Origin of the sequence: Nocardia implantans (assembly GCF_035544775.1) — a bacterium.
Taxonomy (GTDB): domain Bacteria; phylum Actinomycetota; class Actinomycetes; order Mycobacteriales; family Mycobacteriaceae; genus Nocardia; species Nocardia implantans.
The window spans coordinates 629,432-650,056 of record NZ_JAYKYQ010000002.1; the positions used below are offsets into that span (position 1 = coordinate 629,432).

Here is a 20,625-nt window from a genome sequence, read left to right on the forward strand (position 1 = left end):
GCACTACGCTCCGCGATGTCGCGTCTCGTGCGGGACTGTCGCACATGTCGCGGCTGTTGTAGCGTCTATGTCTCGTCTACTGCTCAGCAGGCCAGGGGAGGGGAGCGCCTATGGCATCGATCCGATTGAAACAACTGCTACGAGAACGACACTGGCAGAAGTACGCGACGTTCTGCCGAGAGTACGACCGTGTGGCATCGGGCGTCGATCCGCAGTTGATCGGTACGGCACCGAGTCGGGGGCAACTGCATCGCTGGTTGGCCGGTGAACTCAAGGGGTTGCCGTATCCGGACCACTGCCGAGTGCTGGAAGCCATGTTTCCGGGGTGGACGGCCGAAGCTCTGTTCGAAGCGATCACAGATGGTCCCGTTGCAAACGGACAGGATCATGCTGGCGTAGCTCATCTCGTCCGTGCAGTGGAAGAAGCGTTCAGCGCACCTGATGCCCATCGCGCGACTTGGAATGCGCCGATAGCTCGAATCGGTCGCCCGGCCACCGGACTCGACGGCGCACTCGGGGGAGGCAGCGACATCCCCGACGCCATGCACTTGGTGGCCAAGAAGCTGGTAGCGCTGGCTCGTGTTCTTCGCATCGACGCCCAAGAGACGGCACGACTGGCAAGTCTCGCGGGTCAGGTTGTCGAGCTTGAGATGCACGTCAGCATCGACATTCGGAGCGATGGACTCTCGACTGTGTGCTACCGGCATGAGCTATTCAATATGAGCGAGCATCCCGTAACGCGAATACCGCGAGAAGTCTGGTTCGAGCACACACCCGACGGAATTCAAATCACACCGTCTACCACTGGGTCACGCAAAGTCATCATCCAGCGCATTCACGACACGCCCGGACTTTCAAAGTTCGCCTGCCAGATATCGCCACCCATCCGGCCAGGTGAGACCGGAACCATCGCATACGAATGTGCTGGTGGACAGTTCGTAAGTGACCACTACTGGCGGCAGGGATTACCGCGGTACACCCGCCACGTCACGATCACTCTGCGGCACAATGCAGTTGGGCGACTGTTGTCGTACTCCGCCACCGAGGAGCAGGTCAACGGCTCCGAGCAAACCGTGTCAGAAGACCTCATCTGGGACAATGACGGAGATGACGTTCTGGTCACCCTCACTCGTGACTACTTGCGCCCAGGGCAATCTGTCACAGTCCGATGGGACGTCGAGCACATCGAGCGCAAGCGCACCAAGGAGATTCCGAATGTCAATTGAGACCCGGCGAGTGCACGAGACTCGATTCGACATCCTCGGGCCAGCGGGCCTGAATTCGACCGAGACGACACCCCTGTTCGCATACGGCACGCTACAGCTTGACCCAGTTCTCGACGCCTTGATCGGCCGGGTTCCGAAGTCGGCCGAAGACAAGCTGAGTGGCTGGCGAGTCGCTCGTCTGCCTCACCGTGTCTACCCCGGACTCGTACCCGACCCAGCCAAGTCCGCATACGGTCGGGTCCTGAGCGGCATCACGCCCGTGGAATGGATGCTTCTCGACCGGTTCGAGGACGACGACTACGACCTCGTGCCCGTCACCCTCGACAGTGGCCTCCACGCGATGGTCTACGCATGGAAGAAGTCCGTCGACCAGCTCGACTGGATCGCTGACGAGTTCGCAGCATCCGAACTTCCCGCCTACGTCCAGCGATGCACGGCCTGGTTGGAACGCGACCGCTCCCGGAATTCGACGCACTGACTCCCGATCATGAAGCCGATGAAGGCCACCGCCCGCGCCTAGCGTCATGCAGGTTGTTGCCGAATTTGGCTATATAGGATCAAGGGCGGCGCTGGCGCGCCGCCTACGCGGCGCACCGCGCCGCGACGCGCAACCGCCGGCCTCCGCAGGCTGCGGCAGGCGGGCGCGTCGGTGCGTTGCCCCGCGTTTAGCGACGTGGCAGAACGCACCCTGTTCCTGTCTGGCCGCTTTCTCAACGTCCTCGCAGGGCTGGGCACGACGACAGCCGTACCCGACTTACCTCCCGCAGCCCGCGACGAATCCGCCAGCACTCTGGCCGGTCCACCGGCTGTGGTCCCGGTTCTTCCATCGAAAAGGCATCGTCACGATCCCGACACGCGCTCTAACATGCGCCTCTATGCCGTCCGATATACCACCACCGCCATTGGACATTCCTGCCCAACTCTGCGAAGTCATGAGCGGAGTCGCCCAAATGTGCGCCTACCTACCGCATCGCGAGCCCGGCCACGATATTGACGCCTTCGACCGGCTACACGGTAGCGAAGACTTCCCGGACCCGCTGCTCACGGCTCACCGGCTTGGACGGTTCTACCTGTCGGGCGCCAGTAACTTCGTTCGCTCCATTGGCCATCTGATCTCACTCGAGGCACCACCGACGATCGCACCCGGAGTGCTGGCACGCTCGGCCGCGGAATACGCCGCCCGTGCGAACTTCGTGACGAATCTCGACGACAACCCCGAGACAAGGGTCTCGAAGATGGAGCGGCTGTTCTCAGACGGACTTCAGAACATGGGCGTCAACAGCAGCGATGCCACCCCGGACGAGGCTGCGCTAGCAAGACGGATCAATCGGTGGCGAAGCCAGACTCAGCTACCGAGAGTGAAGGTTCCCAACTTCACAGACTCTGTGATTCAGCTTTCCCCCGACCTTGGCCCCCGCGAATACCCTCTGTTGAGCCGCCTGGTTCACGCGAACGCCGTCACGGTCGCTGCGGTTACGATCTCGGAGCAAACAAACCACTACACCCAAGTCATGGACGCATGGCGCCATGCACTGTTCGCCGCATGGTGCACGTTGAAGGCCACCGTCAATGCATGCATCATGCGCGTTGGCGACAAGGAGCCGGTGAACTTTGCGTGGGGTCTGTACAGCGAGGTCGAGACAACCTATAACCGGTACCTCTGGGATTTGACTGTTGCTCAGGGATTCACCCCTGACGCACCACGGCCGTGAGGACCTCAGGTCGTCTCTCTGTTGATCTGTGCGCGTCCTTCGGACGCGTGGCCCTGCTGTGTGGTGGCCTGCATTGTGTTCACGCGCCCCTCCAGCGTCAAGAGCGCCTACGGCGTCCCTACGGGATGGCTACCGCCACTCTTGACCCCGGAGCCTCTACGCGCGAAAGGCAGGCCGATAAGGGGCAGGCGCAGCCAGCCCGCCTCTGGGTGCAACCCACCACACATCAGGGCCAGCGCCGCAGACCGGGCAGCGAATGTGGCGACAGACAGGCCATCTGTGTGAACTACCTCTTGGAGCGAGTTCCGCACGAGACAATGCCCGGTGTGAATCCTTCTGAGCAGCTGCCTCTCGGTGCCCGGAACGTCGTCATGGTCTACTCCACGGTGACCGTGACGGACCTCGACACTGGCGAGAACCCTAGCTTCCAAATCGTTCCCGACCACGAAGCCGACATCTCTAACGGTAAGTACCCGAAGAGTGCCCCCATCTGCCAAGCCTTGCTTGGGACCATCCTGCTGAGCACCGTCGAAACCGTCTCGCTAGACAACAAACCGGTTCGCCTCAAAGTCTTGGGTATCATCCCGCAGGGCTAGTGTCCGTCAGTCCGTCCGCAGTTCGTCCGCAGCGGCGCCAACAGAGGCCAATGGACACCAACGTTGCCACAGCTTATACGTGCAGGTAGACGCGCTGGACTGACATTTGCCAACGCTCGCAAACGACCAGCAGATAGTTCGAGCTGTACTTCGACGTGTAAGCCCTTCCGGGCTTCTTACCTGCGGCGGAGGATCTGACCAAGGTCCTCCGTCCGCAGCAGGGTTCCGGCGAGTCCATCCGTTCCGCGATCACTTCATCGATCGCGGAGCGGGTGGACTCGTCTGCGTTCGGCCCGGCCATCCGCAGGCGAGGTTCACAGTGGAACGGGCGCCAGTGCGTCGGTGGTCGCGGTGCTACGCGTCGCTCCAGGTGGGGACGCCGTAGACGTTGAGTTTGTCGAGGCCGTGCTCGGCGGATACACCCAGTCCGACTGCCGAGTAACGCCAGCTCGCGCCGGATGACGCTGCCACCTGTGCGAGTGCGTCCACGGCGACGGTGCTGCCGTGGTGCCGGGACGCGAGTTCGCGTGCGAGTCCGGCCAGGTCGTCGCCGACGCGGGCGGCCAAGGTGAAGGCGTAGGTCGGGGGGCCCGAACCGCGTGCGCAGCAGATGAAGTAGTCATACCTGTGCAGTTCGGCCGCGTCGAGACCGCACCGGACGAGTTCGGACAGGACCTCCCACGCCGGATGGCCGAAGTCTCGGACCAGCTTCATCGGCACGGCGGCATCGTATCCGGCGCGCAGGTAGATCTTGTGGTTCAACTCGCCGCGGGCATCCATTTCGAGCGCGACGATGACCGGTTTGATGAGCTTCGGATCGTCGCGCACCGGAGCCAGATCGGCGAATCCAGGCCACACGTCACACAACCGGCGCAGCCCTCCGGGCACGACGTCCGGGTAGCCGTATACCTTGAGCCGGGCCGCGTGGTCCGGCACCGCGGAGTCGTGGACGACACCGATCCACGAAGCCGAGCGATAACGTGCAGACACACTCGCCGGATCGGGATACAGCGTCGTGACGAAAGACTCGAACATATCGGCGACCGTCTGGTCTCCGTTCGGCAGCCAGGAGACGAGTGCGCGGATCGCGGCGATCTGGGCGGCCACGCGCGAGTCGAATCGCGTTTCCTGAGTGGCGGTCTCGGTGGCGTAACGAACCACGGGCGCCACTTTGCCGCCGCCGCCGGACACACTTGCCTCGAACGGAAGTCCGGAGAGGGTCAGAAGACTGGCGCGGTATCCATCCGGCCCTCGCTCGGAAAGCTGTCCACCGCAGGCGCGCTCCATCATCGCGCGAACAGAGGCGGGGTCACACGAGACGGTCAACCGCTCCGCCAAATCGACCAGGAAGTCTCCCGCCGCTTCAGACGACACCATCGTCAGGACTGTTTGCCGATGTCGGGAGCGGCGAGCGGCGGATGGACACTTCTACCCATATCGCCAAACTCTCTCACTCGGATCGAGACGTCCTGTCATCGGGCTTCCCATCGTTGGCGGCAGCAGGGGAGTGGGCACTGTCGGGAGGAGCGCTCACGGTCGCACGGACAAGCGGGTGGTGGGCGTTGACGTGGTCCAGGCGGTGGGCCGAGCGCAGCTGCGCGAGCCGGGCGAGGTCCGCTCCGTAGAGGCGCTCGGCCGGTGCGGCGTCCAGGACGTCGAAGCCGTAGAGGTAGGGACGTCCGCCCAACTCGAGACAGCGCTCCAGCAGGCCGCGCAACGCGGTCCGGGTAGCGTCGACGGCCGCGAACTCGCGGTGTAGCGATGTGCAGAAGCCCACGGCGATCGAGACGGGAGCACTGCCGACCGGAGTGAAAGGGAATGCGGTCGCGTCCGAGGAACGGTGCACGATCAGAATCCACAACAGCTCGAGCCCACGGTCCAGTGCATCCAGGTGCCGTAGTGCGTCCACGGCCGCCAGCAACGGCGCCAGCTGCCCGGCGGGCACGATGTAGTCGGCGCACAAGCGGGCATGGCCGGCGGGCGGGGCGACGGTGCGCGCGGTGCCGTAGTTTCCCCGCAGCGAGAGATCGGCGACTATCGCGCAGTCGGCGTCGCCACAGCGCTTCGGACCGCTTCCGCGCCATCCGGTGGTGGTCTGGACCACGCCGTGCCGGATGGACGCGTAGAAGATGTCGATGTCGTCGCGCAACGCCATCCGCTCGGTGTGCTCCGCGAGTTCGGCCGTCGTGTCGTGCCGCGTGCGGTGGAGGTGGGTGTCGCGACGGTACGGCACGGTGCGCAGCACCGCCCGTTCGATCAGTCCGACGGTGCCCGATCCGCCGAGCGCGAACCGGAACAGCTCGGAGTGATCGGTACGCGAGCACCAACGGCTGGTCCCCGTGCCGTCGATCAGCTGGATCCGCTCCACGTGATCGACCTGCATGCCGGAGCGCACGGAGTCGATGCCGATGCCGCCCACCGACAGCGTGCCACCCACCGACAACTGCAAATAGTCGGGCAGCACGGGAAATGCCGCGCCCCGGCGATTCAGATAACGCTCCAAGCCGTACCAGCTCATCCCGGCAGGGACCTCGATCAGGCCGTCACCGAGGTCCCGCACTTGCGCGGCGGCGGATTCCGGCGCATAGGTGACCAGCAGTTCTCCCTCGGTGACGGTCTGCCCGTCCGAGGAATGACCCGCGCCGCGCAACGTCAACTGCCGACCGGAGCCGAGCAGCGCGGAAGGAAATGCGGATGGCATCCGGTGTACAGCGCGTGGGACGGCGTAGCGCAGACCTCCGAAGTCGGTGCTGAAATCGTCGATGGGGGCCTCGCGGAACTCGTGATCTCCGTGCGGGAAACCGGCTCTGGCTCGAGTATGCTCGCTTCCCACGGTTGGGAAGTGGACTCTTTCGGGGTGCCGCATCCTGAAGGGCGCCCTGCGCTCGGCAGAGCCGGGCGCTCGGCGACGGCGTTGCCGACATGTGTACGAGTGCGGGCGCGCCGATCGCCCATAGGCGGGCGTTCGGTGGCCGCGGATAAGTGAGGATCTGTGAGGGAAGTACATCCTTACGTACGCGCCGGACTGAGCATGGCCCGGGAGTTGCGGCACCGCATCGCTGAGATGCGGGAACGGTCCGACGCCATCGTGGCGCGCCGACCCTCCCCGAGTGGCCTGGTCATTCCCGAGGTCGACGTGATGGGACGGCTGCGGGATCTCTATCTGGCGCCCGGCACCTGTGCCCGATTCGGCAACCAGGAACTCGCCGCCGAGATCATGGCCGCCATCACCGAAAGTACCGAGGATGCCCGGCGGCAATACCACTTCGCCATGAACAATGCCGAGAATTTGCCCCGCCCCTTCGCCGAGGTGATGCAGGAGTGGAAAACCGGAAGCGATCCGGTCCCCAATTTTGGGAAGGCGGAACAATGAACCCGAGATAGCTGGCGGGAGGGATCGACCGAGCATGCCCAATCACCTGGATGTTGAGCCGGATCAGCTGCGCCGCATGGCCCAGCAGCATGATTCGCTCGCCGCGGACATCCGGAAGTGGGGCGAGATCCCGCACGACTGGCTTGCCGAGTTCGAGTCCACCTACGGTGTGATCGCCGACCCGATGCGGGGTGCTCTGGTGGACTACTACAACAGGCGGCACCAGTCGGCTGAGCGCCTCGCCGCCAGACATGAGCGGACGCGAGACGAATTGCTCGCCGCCGCGGCCGCCCTCGAAGACGCCGACCACTCCGGTGGGCAGACCATCGGCAATGCGGGTGACTTCGGTAACGGCGCGCCGCGAGGCGGTCCTGCTCTCAGTACGCTCCCCGGTCCCCCGGCGCCGGTCGGCGCAGCTCCGGACACGCCGCTGACGAACGGCGCACAACCGGGGCATCCTCCCACCACATCGGCCACGCCTCAGATGCCGGAGAGCGCTCGACACTCCGACTCTGTACCGGCGCAGCCCGCGGCACCCCTACCGCAGATCCACGACAGCATGCCGACGGGAGTCGTCCCCCCGCAGGGCACGATGCCCGTTACGCCCGGCATGCCGCAGTTCGGCGTGAACGGGATGCCGGAGCCCGGTGCCGTTGGCGCATCTCTCGACCCTTTGGGATTCCAGAACGGCAGCGCCGAGGTGTCGATCGACGTGAACGGTCCCATGGGCACGACGGACGGGTTGCTCGCACCAATGGCGGGGAGCGTCTTCCCCGCGGCGGTTCCCACAGACGGTATGAGCGCGCGTACGGCCATTCGTCCCCCCGCTCCACTGTCTACCGGCCCGTTGGCGGCGGCCCTCCATCCGGCCGAGGAACGCAGGGCGCTGCCGTCGTTCGTGGTGGGTGAGCGCGTAGAAGACGACTTGGCGCTCGCGCGCACTCTGCTTGCCGCGATTCTCTCCGCCGTAGCCGATTCGGCGCTCGGTCTCGACTGGGGGGTAGCGGTGGCGCGGACTCCCGCCGGGCCCCTGGTCCTGCTGACTTCCACCGAGGGGCGTGGTTGGTTGCCTCCCGGACTGTTCCTTCCGTCGGAAGTCATCATCCCGTGGCGGTGGGACTCGATATTGCGTGCCGCAGGTCGAGAAGCCGTCGCGGCCTTGGAAGGAACTACCGATCCGGCCCGGATGCTCGCCGAATTCACCTTGTTGGTAGGCGAGCGCAGGCCGGTCCGGATCAGTGCCCTGGTGTCGTCCGCGGCTATAGCGGACGACCTGCGCACAACACTCGGCCGCGACGTCGCCATCGAGGACCGGGTGCCCGCCGCCGAGTCCGCGGTCGATCTCACATCCCCAGGGCCCGGATTGGTCGATCGGCTCACGCTGGCCGGATCGGACGACTTGCTGCGGGAGGCCGCGACGGTGCCGGATGCGGAAATCCGGGCGAAGTGCGTCGAGTTGGCGCGGGCCGCGGATGCTCGAGTGCGGGCGGCCATATCAGGCGCCGACGGGAATGGCTCGCCCCACCGCGCTCGAATCCTCGATGCCCTGCACGCGGGTCTGCCCGTCCCGCCGAGTTGGTGGCATCAGATACGAGCGGCCGACGCGCTGACAGCGGCCGCGGCGAATTCGCGACGGATCGACGTGTCCCACATCCCGGTCGGCGGCGTCCCGTTGCGGGTGGCCGACATGGAGGTACTGCGCGGCATGGTCTTCGAACGTCGTGTCGATGAACTGTTGCTGTCGCTCGCCGAAGGCGAGCCCGACCGGCAGACCCTCCGTGACGCGCTCTACACCTACAGCCAGATCACCGAGCATCCGTTGTTCCCGGCGACAGCGCGGGTATCGGTTGCGCAGACTGCCCGCATGAGTAGAACGGTCTCCGGCGGTGTGAGTTCTATGAGCCATGGCGAGAGTCCCCCTTCCGTCACCGGATTGTTGAGTGGTCTGGCGGGGTCGGAGAGCTCCGGTGAGCAGAGGAGAGCCTGATGAGCAAGGTGGACGACGTCGTCTCGCAGATCAAACACGACTACGAAGCACACGGGTGGGATAGTGTCGGTTTCCAGGACGACCAAGCCAAGAATTCATTGAACAAGCTCGCAGGGCTGAATTCGACCGAATTCACAGAGGCATTCAACAGGCTTCGTGACATCAGATGGGCCGACGCATATCAGTACGATCTGATGGAACGTTTGGTGCACGATGCCGAGGAGCAGGGTCTCGCCGACAAGCCCGAGTACAAGGATCTCATCCAATCGCTCAAGACCAAAAAGCCGGAAGATTACCTCAACGCCAAGAAAAAGAAAGAGGACGATGCGGCCGGCGATCCGAAGTTCGGGGATTACGGCTACGAGGATTTCAAGGGCGAGGACAAGCACGCGCAGTACGTCGACCTCTATGTGCCGAAAGGTGCGAGTGAGGCGCTGAGACAACTGATCGCGGACACCGAGTTCACGATGCAGTGGGACTTCGACACGCTCGGCGTCGGTAATCCCAAAGCTGCGCCGGACTTCACCGCGGTCCTCGACGGCAAGCAGGTCGAGAGCGCGGACGGCTGGTCCAAGGTCAGAGACGCGCACGGCGAACTGAAAACCCAGTTGGAGAAGCGGCAGAAGGACCACACCAGCGACCACAAGTCTGTCGCAAATGCCACCTATGATTCGAAGATCACCGGCTCCGATACCTTCAAAGAGCTGAAAAGAATCATGGACGAGCTCAACAAGGATCTCGAGTACGCACCTGCGATGGCGAGTCTCACGCGCAGTGGAAATACGCTCACCGAGAGCTCCGGTGGTCCCCCCACCTCCGAGATGCAGGTGCCTGTCTACGAGAAGAATACAAAAGAGGGCACCAAGGGTTACGGCGAATATTTTCTCACTGCCGAGGCGGAGCAGCGGTACTACGTCCGGGCCATCGACGATGCCACCGCCGAGTGGGAAAAGGTATACGGCGAAGCGACGAAAAAATATCAGAAGCAAGCTGAGGACGTCGACGGAAAAGACGCCGATGACCACAGCGGCGGTGACGACAAAGGCGACAAGGGCGACAAAGGGGATAAGGGAGATAAGGGGGACAAGGGCGACCAGGGCGACCAGGGCAACGGTAACGACGGAAACGGCAATAACGGCAATAACGGCAATAACGGCAATAACGGTAACGACGGCAACGGCAACAACGGAAACGGCAACGACAACAACGGCAGCAACAATAACGGCAACGATGACGGTGACACCGGGGACAAAGACGGCACCGGTGACGAAGAGGGCGCCGGTGACAAAGACGGCACCGGTGACGACGATTCCACTGGCAACTCGCAATCCGACAGTGACACGGAGGGCTCCGACGGTGGCACCGATACGTCCACGTCGGGCAATGGGAATTCCACGGGCGATTCGTCATCGCAGGGCACTGGCACCGGAACCGCTACGGGCGCCAATACCGGCTCCACCGGCTCGACCGGCAGCAGTGGTGACGGCGGCGCGGGCATGCTGCAAAATCTCGCCATGATGGCTGCCATGGCGGGGATGATGAACCAGGGCAACCAGCACAACGGTTACCAGGAAGAAGAGGACCGGCGGGAGCGCGAGGAGCGCGAAGAGCGGCGTGAGGAACGGCGGCGCGAGCGCGAGGCGCAGGCGGCCGCCGCGAACCAAACCGGTCAGCCGCAGCCTGGAAGCCCTTCCGGTGTGACGGCGCCGACGTACGCGGGTACGCCGCCGGCTGTGACGACGCCGGGCGCAACGGTGCCGCTCCAGATCGGCAACCAGACCGTGCAGGTGCCCCCGGACATCTCGGAACCCTTGCAGCGGCAGGCGCAGAACACCGCCATGGACGCGGCGGCCGCGTACGCCGGGACTCCCGGTGAGTCGACGGCGGAGCATCCCTGGGCGACGGTCAACGATGTCGCCCAGTTGCAGTCGGGCGATGTCGTGCAATGGGAGAAGCACAGCGCGCTGATCGTCAAGACCGACACCGGGCTGACCATCGTGGACGAGGGCCAACTGATTCCGCTGGACCCCAACAACCCGCCGCTGACGGACAAGTACGGCGGTTTCACCGGCTACGCGCATCCGACGGGTCTGAACGTCGGTTCCGCCACCGACCCCACGGCCGCGACACCGCCTACGCCCACCCTGAGCACGGCACCGCCCGCTGCTCCGCAACCCGCCGGTCCGCCGGCCATCAATCCGCCGCAGGTCTGAGCGACGCGAAGCATCGCGACCGAATCCCTCGCGAAGTGGACCGGTCGCGATGCTCGCCCGCCGGGCGCGCGGTCAGGCGTTCGGCTTCGCCTGCCCTGCCGCGGATCCGACGCAGTAGCGCCCTCCGGTCAGGCACTCCGATGCCTCACACAGGTTGATGTCCCGCTGACCATCGCGCGCGCGGCTGCTCGGCTGGACCCTGGCCGGATAGCTTCTGTATCTCGGAAGTCGGGCAGGACCTCAGTACTCACCGCCTTCGACCTCCGGGTCGGTGGCGCTGCGCAGGGCGGGAAGGGCGCCATCGATGGTGTGCGGCCGAAATGCCCGGCTATCGCCAGATTCGGCAGACGGAACAGTGGGGAAGTAGCGGGACGCTTCGGTGCTCGCGCCCCCGGTCAGCGGCCACCGCGATCGCGGCCTCGCCGGTCGAGCCCATACAGGTTCGCGAGTTTCGAGTCGGCGTATGCGTTGTCGCGCCGTGCGGTCGGATCAGCGGCATCGATCCGCCTGAGCCGGTGACCGATGCCGCTCGCCGAGCGCGCTGGCGGAACGGCGCGGCTCAGCGGCTCGGCAGAAGCGGACTACGCGCGTGCCTTCTCCCCGCGCACCGCGGCGGCGACCTGGTTGGGCATCGGTTCGTGGCGCGCGTACGCGCGGGTGAAATCGCCGGTGCCGTGGGAGATGGAGCGCAGGTCGATGGCGTAGCGGCTGAGTTCGAGTTCGGGAACCTCGGCGTGGATCCGCGTGCGCCCGGCGCCGTGCGGCTCGGTGCCGAGGACGCGACCGCGACGGCTGGACAGGTCGCTGAGCACCGGTCCGACGTAGTCGTCGGAGACCAGCACCCAGACTTCGGCCAGCGGCTCCAGCACCCTGATCCCCGCGGCGGCCGCTGCCTCACGGAGGGCGAGCGCACCAGCCGTCTGGAACGCGGCGTCGGAGGAGTCGACCGAATGGGCCTTGCCGTCGAACAGCGTGACACGCACGTCCACGAGCGGATAACCGGCGGTCAATCCACGGGTGGCTTGCGCGCGGACGCCCTTCTCCACGGACGGAATGAACTGGCGCGGAACGACTCCGCCGACAACTCTGTCCACGAACTCGATCCCGGACCCTTCGGGCAGCGGTTCGACCTCGATCTCGCACACGGCGTACTGCCCGTGCCCGCCGGACTGCTTCACATGCCTGCCGCGCCCGGTCGCCTTGCCCGCGAACGTCTCCCGCAAGGCCACCTGGTAGTCGGTGAGGTCGACCTGCACGCCGAACCGAGTTCGCAATCGTTCCAGCGCGACGTCGCGATGCGCCTCGCCGAGACACCACAGCACCAGCTGGTGGGTCTGCGCGTTGTGCTCGAGCCGCAGTGCCGGGTCCTCGGCGGCGAGCCGGGCGAGGCTCTGGGAGAGCTTGTCCTCATCGGTCTTGCTGTGCGCGCGGATGGCGACGGGCAGCAGGGGATCGGGCATCGGCCACGGCTCGATCCGCAAGGGGCTGTCCGTGGACGACAGCGTGTCGCCGGTCTCGGCATGACCGAGTTTGGTGACGTAGGCGATGTCGCCCGCGATCGCCTGGCGCAGCGGGCGTTGCTGTTTGCCGAACGGAGCCGAGATCGCGCCGACCCGCTCGTCCAGCTCGTGGCTCTCATGGCCGCGGTCCTCGAGGCCGTGCCCGCTGATGTGCACCGTGTCGTCGGCGTGCAAGGTGCCGGAGAAGACGCGGACCATGCAGACCCGCCCGACGTACGGGTCGGACGCGGTGCGGATGACCTCCGCGGCGAGCTCACCGTCCGGGTCGCAGCGCAGCGGATGCGGTTCGGCGCCGTTGCTGGCGGTGATGGGATGTTCGGCGGGCGTCGGAAAACCACCGGTGATCAGGTCGAGCAGCTCCACCGTGCCGAGGCCCTGCTTGGCCCCTTCCGGCGCGGGCGCGGCGAACAGCACCGGATGGAAGGTGCCCCGCGCGACCGCTCGCTCCAGATCTGCGACCAGCGTCGCCAGGCCGATCTCCTCGCCGTCGAGGTAGCGCTCCATCAGGCTCTCGTCCTCGCTCTCGGCGATGATGCCCTCGATGAGGCGATTGCGCGCTTCTTCCAGCGCGGGCGCCTCATCTGGCGAGGGGTCGCCCTGGACCTCCTCTCCGGAGGAGTAGTCGCCCACGCAGTGCGGCAGCAGCTCCACCATGCCGGTGACCGGCCGGTGACCGTCCGGGTTCTTCGGGCCGTACACCGGCAGGTGCAGCGGCAGGATGCTCTCCGATCCGCCGCCGAGCACGGTGCGGCAGGCTTCGGTCATCACGTCGTACTCGTCGCGCGCGGTGTCCAGATGGGTGATCACGATCGCGCGCGGCATCCCGACCGCGGCGCACTCCTCCCACAGCGCCCTGGTCGCTCCCGCGATCCCGTCCACTCCCTCGGCCGCCGAAATGACGAACAGCGCCGCGTCGGCCGCGCGCAACCCCGCCCGCAGCTCGCAGACGAAGTCCGCGTACCCGGGCGTGTCGACCAGGTTGACCTTCTTACCGTCCCACGTCACCGGCACCACCGACAGCTGCACCGATCGGTGCTGGCGGTGCTCGATCTCGTCGTAGTCCGACAGCGAGGTGCCGTCCTCGACCCGCCCGGCGCGATTGACCGCCCGCGCGGTGAGCGCCATGGCGTCGACCAGCGTGGTCTTTCCCGACCCGCTGTGCCCGACCAGGACCACGTTGCGAATCTGGTCGGGCCGCTCCGCCGTCATCACGCCGCCGTCGCCCGCGGCAGCTCCGTTGGTCTTGTCCACCATGTGTCTCGCTCCTCTGCCGACACCTGCCGTACGTCCACCTTCCCACCGGGCGTTGCGTTCCGCCGACGAATCGGCAGATCAGGGTGCGGAGCGCGGGTCATTCGCAGGCGGGCGAGGGCGGCCCGGTTCCGGCGATGTTCTCGCACGCCCAAGACCGGTCGATACGCCAGGAGCCGTCGCGCGGGACGAACGGCACGATGGCCGGGCGGCGGCCGTTGGGCCCGGCGAAGACGACGGTCGCGAGGAGGTGGCCGCCTGCGGCGGTCACTTTGCCGACCGTCGTGGTGGTCGGTGACAAGCTCTCCGCGACCCGAGTGACCAAATCCGGGTCCTTGTCGTCGTCCGCGATCCGCAGCGGCTTCCGCGCGACGGGAACCGCGGGGTCCAGCGTCTGTCGTAGTCGGTTGTCGAGATCGGCGACCGCGGGCACCGGTGGCGGCTCCGGTTCCGTGCCCGCAGGCACGCCGGGCACCGTGCCCGGATACAGCTGACGGACGATGCCGAACCAGATGACCGACGCGGTCACCCCGAGCAGGGGCGGAGAGGTGAATTCGCTGACCGCGACGGTGACGCCGGCGTCCTGCTCGGGGAGATAGGCCATGTGGGTGGTGTAGCCGGGCACGGCGCCGTTGTGGCCGATCCAGCGGCCGAACTCCACCATGCCCAGGCCGTAGCGCAGATCTCCGGCGAACTGGGTCCTGGCGCGGAAGGTCTCCGGCTTCAGCAGGTCGCCGCGGCCGAGCAGGCGGGCGTACTCGGCGAGGTCGGAGATCGTGGACACCATGGTGCCTGCCGCGCCGAAGAGGGCCGGGGTGGTCCGGGCGGTGACATCGGTGGGCGTTTCGTCGAAGTAGGAATACCCGCGGCTCTCGGGCGCGGGGACGGCGGCGTCGGTGGGATACGTCGTGGCGCGCAGTCCGTGCGCGGCGACGACTTCACCGATCACTTGGTGCACCGGTTTCCCGAAGACCTTTTCGAGCACCAGGCCCAGCAGGTAGTACTCGGAGTTGGAGTACTCCACGCGGCCGCGCGGCGGCATCGCCTTCTCCGGATGCGCGATGATCGCGCGCAGGCGGTCGCCCTCGTGCCATTCGGACGCCGGGGTCTTTGCGACTATCTGGTCGGCGAAGGCCCGCTCTCGGCGAAGATCCCAGACGCCGCCGCGCATCCCGAGCAGATCCCGAAGGGTGATGGTGTCTCCGTTCGGCACGCCCGGCACGTACCGTTCCAGCACGTCGTCCACAGAGAGCTTTCCCTCGTCGGCCGCGCGCAACACCGCGGTGGCGGTGAACGTCTTGGTGATGCTCCCGATCCGGACATGATCGGCCACGTCCATCGGACGACCGGTCGCGAGATCGGCCGTGCCGTACGCCCTGACGAAGGCGCCCCGTTTCGGGTCACGCACCGCGACCAGCACTCCAGGAGCCAGCCGCGCGTCCATCTGCGGTCGCACGACGCGGTCGATCTGCTCGGCTGCCTCGGTTGGAAAGCTTCGGTCCTCGCGCTGGTTCGACGCGCACCCGGCCAGCAACGCCGCGGTGGTCGTCAGCGCCGCGACGAGCGCACCCAGCGATGTGAATCGTCCACCCATCGAGTCGTCCCCCCTCTTCGAAAGTGCTTCTGTCAGTGTGCCAGGACCCGAAGCGGCCGGGTTGCTGTCAGCGTTCCTCGCACATCTACGAGACCTGCGAGGAACGCTTCCTTGCCGAACGTCTGTCTCAGGACAGCCGGCGGATGTCCCCGCGCACGCGATAGAAACCGCGCACCGACTCCGCGATGCCGTCGACCACGTATCGAGCGCCTGCTCGGCGAATGTCTTTGGGGAACTGCACGTTCCATCCGTGGTGATATCCCGGCGACACGACTCGCACGCGCAGGGAACTGCCATGGCTGACGCACTCGACGACGATGCCGTTGCCCGCTTCGGAGGTGAGTTCGACGGTGTTGCTGGGCACCACCACCGAGATCTCGGGGGCCTTCACCGACACCGTCTGCGGCAGCACACCTTGCTCGGCATCGCGGATGGCGGCCTCGGCGACATCGAGACAGGCCAGCGTGCCGGTCGTGGTGACCAAGTACAGCTTCTCGTCGTGGTACTGCATGGAGTACGCCGATCCGCAGCCGGTGGCCAGCTTCCACACGCGGTTGCCCGCGGCGTCGAAGCAGTACACCGAGGAGTAGTTGTCGCCGGCGAAGACGTAGCGGCCGTCCGGGGAAGCGGCACAGGAGAAGACCGCGGCGTCGCACTGGTAGGTGCGCTCGGCCCGGCCGCCTTTGGACACCATGCGGACCTGGTTTCGGGCGGTGCCCGCGTAGACGGCATCGGATTCCTGCCAGCCGAACAGGACGTCGCCGCCGGTGCCCACCTGCCACATGGTGCTTCCGCTGTCCAGGTCGTATTTGGTGACGCCGGTGGAATGCCCGTGGTAGACGCCGTCGGCGTCGATGCGCACCATCCAGCCGGAATCGCCGGTGCTGCGCCGGGTCCACAGCGACTCCTCCTCGTGGTCGATCACGGTGATGCCGCCTTGGCGGTCGGAGACGCCGAGGATGCCGTCGTGGATGTCGAGCCAGTAGATGTCCACATCGGCCGCGATGTCGTAGGCCGCCCGCGGCACCTTGCCGGATAGGTCGTACACGCGCCCGTCGTCGCATCCGGCATAGATCCAGAAGTCGTCGGCGACGATGCATTTGACCGAATCCGGCAGGCGGTAGCGGCCGGTGACCACGCCGTCGGGAGTCAGGGTGAACACGTCGCCGCTCTCGTTGCCCACCCAGCAGCGGCGCTCGTCGACGAAGATGCCGAAGGCGGCCGCGCCGGAGTCGAAACTCCACAGCACCGGCGCTGCCTTCGCGGTGGAACGCCCGCTGCTGATCGCCCGCCTGGTCACCGGACGCCTGGCCCGCGCGCCCATCACGGCGGGCGCGTAGCCCTTGCGCACCTTCTCGCCGATCTTCTTCGCCGCGGCCGCCCGCGCCTTCTCCTCGGAGGCGAACGAACTCACCTTCGTCTGCCCTTGTTCACCGATGCGACCGAAGCGGACGCTCACTTGCGTACCCGCGACGATCACCTCGTAGAACTTGTGCGCGGTACCACTGTCCTCGGACAGTTCGAGATAGGTGGTTCCCCCGATAGTCATAGCGCCTCGCCTGTTTTCGTCAGATCGGAATGGGACGAAAGTTAGCAACGGGCACCGACATTCGGCGGCGGGTCCGGATTCACCGGTGGCCGGATCTGGCAGAATCGTGCCGGGCTCGTCAGGAGGGGGATACGCCATGGTGTTGACCGCGCGGTTCCAGCCGGGATCGACCAGCCGTCCGTTCGTCGACCGCGAACCGGTGCTGACGCGGTTCGACGAACTGCTGGCCGAGGCCGCCGAGCGTCCCCGGATCATGCTGCTCGGCGGAGTCGGCGGGATCGGCAAGTCCCGGCTGGTCACCGAGTTGCGGGCGCGGGTCGGGAAGAAGTATCCGGCGGCCGTGCTCGACCTGCAGGTTCCGAGTCATCGCCAGGCCGCCGACGGACTCGCGGTGCTGCGCATGCAGTTCGGCGCGCAGAAGATCAAGTTCCACCGCTTCGACATCGCCCGTGCGGTGTTGTGGCAGCGCATGCACCCGCATCTGCGCCTGACCGGGCTCGCTCGCGCTCGCCGAGCACAGCGAGATCCTGACCGAGATACTCAACGACGCCACCGGCATCCCGGTCTTCGGCACCGCGACCCGGCTGCTCGACCTCGGCGCCCGCAGGGTGATCCGCACCCATCGGATCCGCCACGATCCGGTCCTCCAGGAACTGGACCGTTTGAGTCTCGCGGGCCTGGAAGAAGCCGTTTCCTACCTGTTCGCGGAAGACCTGAAGAGCGGGACCGAAGGCAAGCCCTATGTGGTCTTCCTGGACGCTTACGAAGCGCTGATGGGAGGCACCGATCGCGAAGGCCGCGCGGCCGCGTCCGACGCCTGGCTACGCGACGTGGTCGCGCAGCTGGACACCGGGCTGGTGGTGATCGCCAGCCGCGAGCCGCTGGGGTGGGAGCGTCATGACCCGGAGTGGTCGACCCGGATCCGGGCCGTGCCGGTCGACGACCTGCCGATGGACGCCCGCTTCGAATTGCTCGATTCCTCCGGCATAGAGGATCCCGCCGAGCGCGCGGCGATCGCCGCTTCCAGCGCGGGCGTCCCGTTCTACCTGCATCTGGCCATCGATGCCCGCACCCGTGCGGGTTGGGTGACACCGTCCGAATTGGTCTCTCCGGAGACGATTCTCGAACGCTTCCTGCAACATGTGCGCCCTGACGAAGTTCGCATACTGGAACTGCTGGGACTGCCACGGACGTTCGATCAGGAGATCTTCACCGCGGTGGCGGGGCAGTTCCACCTACCGCACCACATAGCCGCGTGGAAGTCCCTGGTCGCGTACTCGTTCGTGTACGCGGCGGACGAGAGCGACGAGGGCGAACGGTTCCAGCTGCACCAATTGATGGTCGACGCGTTGCAGCGGCGTTTGGATCCCGATGTGCGGCGCAATCTGCACGCGTTGCTGCACGATCTCTGGTTCGCGCGCGCCGAGCGGCCGACGGGCCGGGTCGCGGCCTTGCGGGAGGCGGGGTACCACGGTGTCCGGTCGGGGCTGCTGTCCGCAGTGACGTTGCTGGGATACGTCGACCGGATCGAGGCGGCGGGCGGTAGCCAGGGAATCGGCGGCGTGATCAGCGATCTGGACCGCTACCTGAGCGAAACGCATGAGAACCTGACAGGTATGGCCGAACTGTCGGAACTCACGCGGTGCCTGGAAGCGGAAGCGGCGGTGCTGCTCGGCGACGCCAAGCAAGCCGATCGGCTCACCCGGGACGTCGCCTTGGACCGGACCGGTCCGATCGCCGAGCGATTGGCCGTCGCGGCGGCGAACGCACGCCGCATACTCGGCGACACCGACGACGCGTTGGCCATCTATCACGATGTATGGTCGCGCGGCTCGGGGCGAGCCCGGCTCGTCGCCGGGCAGTGGGCGGCCGATCTGCACATGTGCCAAGGTCGATTCGGTCAGGCCCTGACCATGTGTGAGGAACTCGTCGCGATGGCGGACGACGACGACCGGGAGTTCCTCGGCGACATCGCACGGTTGCGTCATCTCGCCTACCGGCTGGCGTTCGACACCGAACGTGCCGCCCGGTATCTGACCGAGGCCGAGACTCACTACCGAGCGGCGGGCAGCGTCGTCGGACAGGCGAATGTCGCGACGAACCTGGCCGAACTCCTGGCGCTCACGGACCCGGCCCGCGCGATCGAGGCAGCCGGAGCGGCGATCGTGCGGCAGCGTGAACTCGGCGCGTTGCACGAACTCGGAAAGGCTTACACCGCCCTGGGGCTCGCCCGATTGTCGCTCGGAGAACTGGACGCGGCCGAGCACGCACTCGCCGAAGCGTGCGAGATTCTCGAGCAGGCCGGGTACCGCTCGGGACGGGCCAGGGCCGAACTGTTCCGCGCGGGGGTCTTCGCGCGCCGCGGGCAGCGCGACGATGCTGTCCGCAGTGTGCGCTGGGCCATCGCGGAATTCGAGGGCGCGAACGTCTACCCGGGGCTGGTCCTCGTCGCGCGAGCGGTCTTGGCGCTGTACGGCTGGACCGAACCCGATATCTCGAAAGCCGCGGCGGCCGCGCGGTCGCGCATCCAGCCGCCGACGCCAGGGTCTGTCTCGGACCGCGACGCCGCACGCGTGATCGCGCGGGTGATCGGTGTCGACGCCGAGTCGATGTACGACGACGCGCTTTCCCGATCGCGGTCGGCTGCGGGGTATTACAACCACAACGTCCGCGTCGACGGCGTCGCCGGGACGGTGAACGTGCGAATTCCCGTCGCCGGCGCCGATGTGATGGATCTGCGGCAGTGGCCAGAACCAGCCGTGCTGATCGCGATCGAGCCCTTCGTCACCTCGGCGCCGAGGCTGCGCTGGGAATCGGTCCACCCCGCATACCAAATCCACGACTACATCGACGGCGAGTTGCTGGATCACATCGCGCCGCGCGGCGTCCGGGTTCCGGCTCACGTACCGCAGGACGTGGCGGCGTTGTTCGGTGAGCTCCGGCGTATCCCACGGGATCTGCTGCCGCCGGTCGAGCCGGATTGGGGTGAGGAACCCGCCGCGTTCGCCCGCCGATTGTCCGCCGTCACCGCGCGCGTGCACCGCGAGAGCAGCGCCGACTTCGGTGAGGTATACCGGCGCTTGGGCGTGCCCGACGAGCCGCTGCAGCACATCGTCGCGGCGTGGGACACCCTCGAGGCCAGGCCTTTCCGGATGCTGCATGCCGACGTGCATCGGAAGAACATGATTGTGCGAAACGACCGGGTCGTCTTCCTGGACTGGGAATTCGCACTGTTCGGCGACCCGGTCTACGACGTCGCCACGCATCTGCACAAGATGGGGTACCTGGCCGAAGAGCAGGAGGTGTTCCTCGCCGCATGGGTCGCCGCGGAGCCCGCGGCTGCGATCGGGCAGTGGCGTCGTGACCTGCGGACCTATCTCGATCACGAGCGGGTCAAATCGGTCGTCGTGGATGCGGTTCGCTACAGCAAAGCGCTCCGGCAGGGCGAGGCCGGCGAGGTGGCGGAGGCGGCGTTGGTGGCCAGCATGTCCGGGAAGCTGCGGCTGGCCCGTGCCGTGTGGGGACAGACCGAGCCGGTCGAGGACGCGGCGGTGGAGGCGGCTTTGCGCGGGAGGGACTGACGCTGCGATCCCGCCCAGCTGCG

13 protein-coding genes and 1 pseudogene are annotated in these 20,625 nt (G+C 66.5%); 9 read left to right on the forward strand and 5 right to left on the reverse strand.

Going from position 1 to position 20,625, the window contains the following annotated elements; genetic code table 11:
• Window positions 1-110 precede the first annotated feature (110 nt).
• The 4 genes from U3653_RS07135 to U3653_RS07150 all read left to right on the forward strand — a co-directional run bounded on the left by U3653_RS07135 (window position 111) and on the right by U3653_RS07150 (window position 3,534).
• Complete coding sequence (locus U3653_RS07135; protein WP_195077770.1) at window positions 111-1,226, forward strand: hypothetical protein; 1,116 nt, start codon at window positions 111-113, stop codon at window positions 1,224-1,226.
• The gene (locus tag U3653_RS07140; RefSeq protein ID WP_195077771.1) at window positions 1,216-1,704 is read left to right on the forward strand and encodes a gamma-glutamylcyclotransferase family protein; all 489 of its coding nucleotides are present in this window, start codon (window positions 1,216-1,218) and stop codon (window positions 1,702-1,704) included. The genes U3653_RS07135 and U3653_RS07140 overlap by 11 nt, the downstream gene beginning before the upstream one ends.
• Window positions 1,705-2,158: 454 nt before the next feature.
• Entirely contained in the window at window positions 2,159-2,938 is a 780-nt protein-coding gene (locus U3653_RS07145) for a hypothetical protein (protein WP_195077772.1), read from the forward strand.
• Window positions 2,939-3,264: 326 nt separating this feature from the next.
• Entirely contained in the window at window positions 3,265-3,534 is a 270-nt protein-coding gene (locus U3653_RS07150) for a GreA/GreB family elongation factor (RefSeq protein WP_195077773.1), read from the forward strand.
• Between the two features lie 354 nt (window positions 3,535-3,888).
• On the opposite strand, the gene U3653_RS07155 is transcribed toward U3653_RS07150, so the two are convergent.
• Together U3653_RS07155 and U3653_RS07160 are read right to left on the reverse strand one after the other, a co-directional pair.
• Window positions 3,889-4,911, reverse strand: a complete 1,023-nt coding sequence (locus U3653_RS07155) for a hypothetical protein (RefSeq protein ID WP_195077774.1) — start codon at window positions 4,909-4,911, stop codon at window positions 3,889-3,891.
• 73 nt (window positions 4,912-4,984) lie between these two features.
• Window positions 4,985-6,235, reverse strand: a complete 1,251-nt coding sequence (locus U3653_RS07160) for an FAD-binding protein (RefSeq protein ID WP_195077775.1) — start codon at window positions 6,233-6,235, stop codon at window positions 4,985-4,987.
• A gap of 330 nt (window positions 6,236-6,565) precedes the next feature.
• On the opposite strand from U3653_RS07160, the gene U3653_RS07165 reads away from it, so the two are divergent.
• From U3653_RS07165 to U3653_RS07175, 3 genes are read left to right on the forward strand one after another with little or no spacing between them, the layout of a single operon-like run.
• Window positions 6,566-6,907, forward strand: a complete 342-nt coding sequence (locus U3653_RS07165) for a hypothetical protein (protein WP_323123883.1) — start codon at window positions 6,566-6,568, stop codon at window positions 6,905-6,907.
• 34 nt (window positions 6,908-6,941) lie between these two features.
• Window positions 6,942-8,894, forward strand: coding sequence for a type VII secretion target (locus tag U3653_RS07170; protein ID WP_195077777.1), 1,953 nt, complete (start codon window positions 6,942-6,944; stop codon window positions 8,892-8,894).
• The gene (locus U3653_RS07175; RefSeq protein WP_195077778.1) at window positions 8,894-11,107 is read left to right on the forward strand and encodes a hypothetical protein; all 2,214 of its coding nucleotides are present in this window, start codon (window positions 8,894-8,896) and stop codon (window positions 11,105-11,107) included. The genes U3653_RS07170 and U3653_RS07175 overlap by 1 nt, the downstream gene beginning before the upstream one ends.
• Window positions 11,108-11,688: 581 nt before the next feature.
• Here the strand turns inward: U3653_RS07175 and U3653_RS07180 are convergent.
• The 3 genes from U3653_RS07180 to U3653_RS07190 all read right to left on the reverse strand — a co-directional run bounded on the left by U3653_RS07180 (window position 11,689) and on the right by U3653_RS07190 (window position 17,021).
• On the reverse strand, window positions 11,689-13,881 hold the full coding sequence (locus U3653_RS07180) for an elongation factor G-like protein EF-G2 (RefSeq protein WP_195077779.1): 2,193 nt from the start codon (window positions 13,879-13,881) through the stop codon (window positions 11,689-11,691).
• A gap of 97 nt (window positions 13,882-13,978) precedes the next feature.
• A complete protein-coding gene (locus U3653_RS07185) occupies window positions 13,979-15,472 on the reverse strand; it encodes a serine hydrolase domain-containing protein (RefSeq protein ID WP_195077780.1) in 1,494 nt (497 codons plus the stop codon).
• 127 nt (window positions 15,473-15,599) lie between these two features.
• Window positions 15,600-17,021 (reverse strand): WGR domain-containing protein, encoded by a 1,422-nt coding sequence (locus U3653_RS07190; RefSeq protein ID WP_195077781.1) that lies wholly within the window; start codon window positions 17,019-17,021, stop codon window positions 15,600-15,602.
• 136 nt (window positions 17,022-17,157) lie between these two features.
• Here U3653_RS07190 and U3653_RS33370 point away from each other — a divergent pair.
• Both U3653_RS33370 and U3653_RS07200 read left to right on the forward strand, forming a co-directional pair.
• Window positions 17,158-17,400 (forward strand): annotated as a pseudogene (locus U3653_RS33370) (ATP-binding protein); the annotation flags it as partial.
• Window positions 17,401-17,629: 229 nt separating this feature from the next.
• On the forward strand, window positions 17,630-20,602 hold the full coding sequence (locus U3653_RS07200) for a phosphotransferase (RefSeq protein WP_195077783.1): 2,973 nt from the start codon (window positions 17,630-17,632) through the stop codon (window positions 20,600-20,602).
• The last annotated feature ends 23 nt before the right edge of the window (window positions 20,603-20,625 follow it).

What these genes read in the sequence shown, in the direction of transcription:
- U3653_RS07135 (WP_195077770.1), top strand. Translation starts at nt 111, where the DNA reads ATGGCATCGATCCGATTGAAACAACTGCTACGAGAACGACACTGGCAG.
- U3653_RS07140 (WP_195077771.1), top strand. Translation starts at nt 1,216, where the DNA reads ATGTCAATTGAGACCCGGCGAGTGCACGAGACTCGATTCGACATCCTC.
- U3653_RS07145 (WP_195077772.1), top strand. Translation starts at nt 2,159, where the DNA reads ATGAGCGGAGTCGCCCAAATGTGCGCCTACCTACCGCATCGCGAGCCC.
- U3653_RS07155 (WP_195077774.1), bottom strand. Translation starts at nt 4,911, where the DNA reads ATGGTGTCGTCTGAAGCGGCGGGAGACTTCCTGGTCGATTTGGCGGAG.
- U3653_RS07160 (WP_195077775.1), bottom strand. Translation starts at nt 6,235, where the DNA reads ATGCCATCCGCATTTCCTTCCGCGCTGCTCGGCTCCGGTCGGCAGTTG.
- U3653_RS07165 (WP_323123883.1), top strand. Translation starts at nt 6,566, where the DNA reads ATGGCCCGGGAGTTGCGGCACCGCATCGCTGAGATGCGGGAACGGTCC.
- U3653_RS07170 (WP_195077777.1), top strand. Translation starts at nt 6,942, where the DNA reads ATGCCCAATCACCTGGATGTTGAGCCGGATCAGCTGCGCCGCATGGCC.
- U3653_RS07175 (WP_195077778.1), top strand. Translation starts at nt 8,894, where the DNA reads ATGAGCAAGGTGGACGACGTCGTCTCGCAGATCAAACACGACTACGAA.
- U3653_RS07180 (WP_195077779.1), bottom strand. Translation starts at nt 13,881, where the DNA reads ATGGTGGACAAGACCAACGGAGCTGCCGCGGGCGACGGCGGCGTGATG.
- U3653_RS07185 (WP_195077780.1), bottom strand. Translation starts at nt 15,472, where the DNA reads ATGGGTGGACGATTCACATCGCTGGGTGCGCTCGTCGCGGCGCTGACG.
- U3653_RS07190 (WP_195077781.1), bottom strand. Translation starts at nt 17,021, where the DNA reads ATGACTATCGGGGGAACCACCTATCTCGAACTGTCCGAGGACAGTGGT.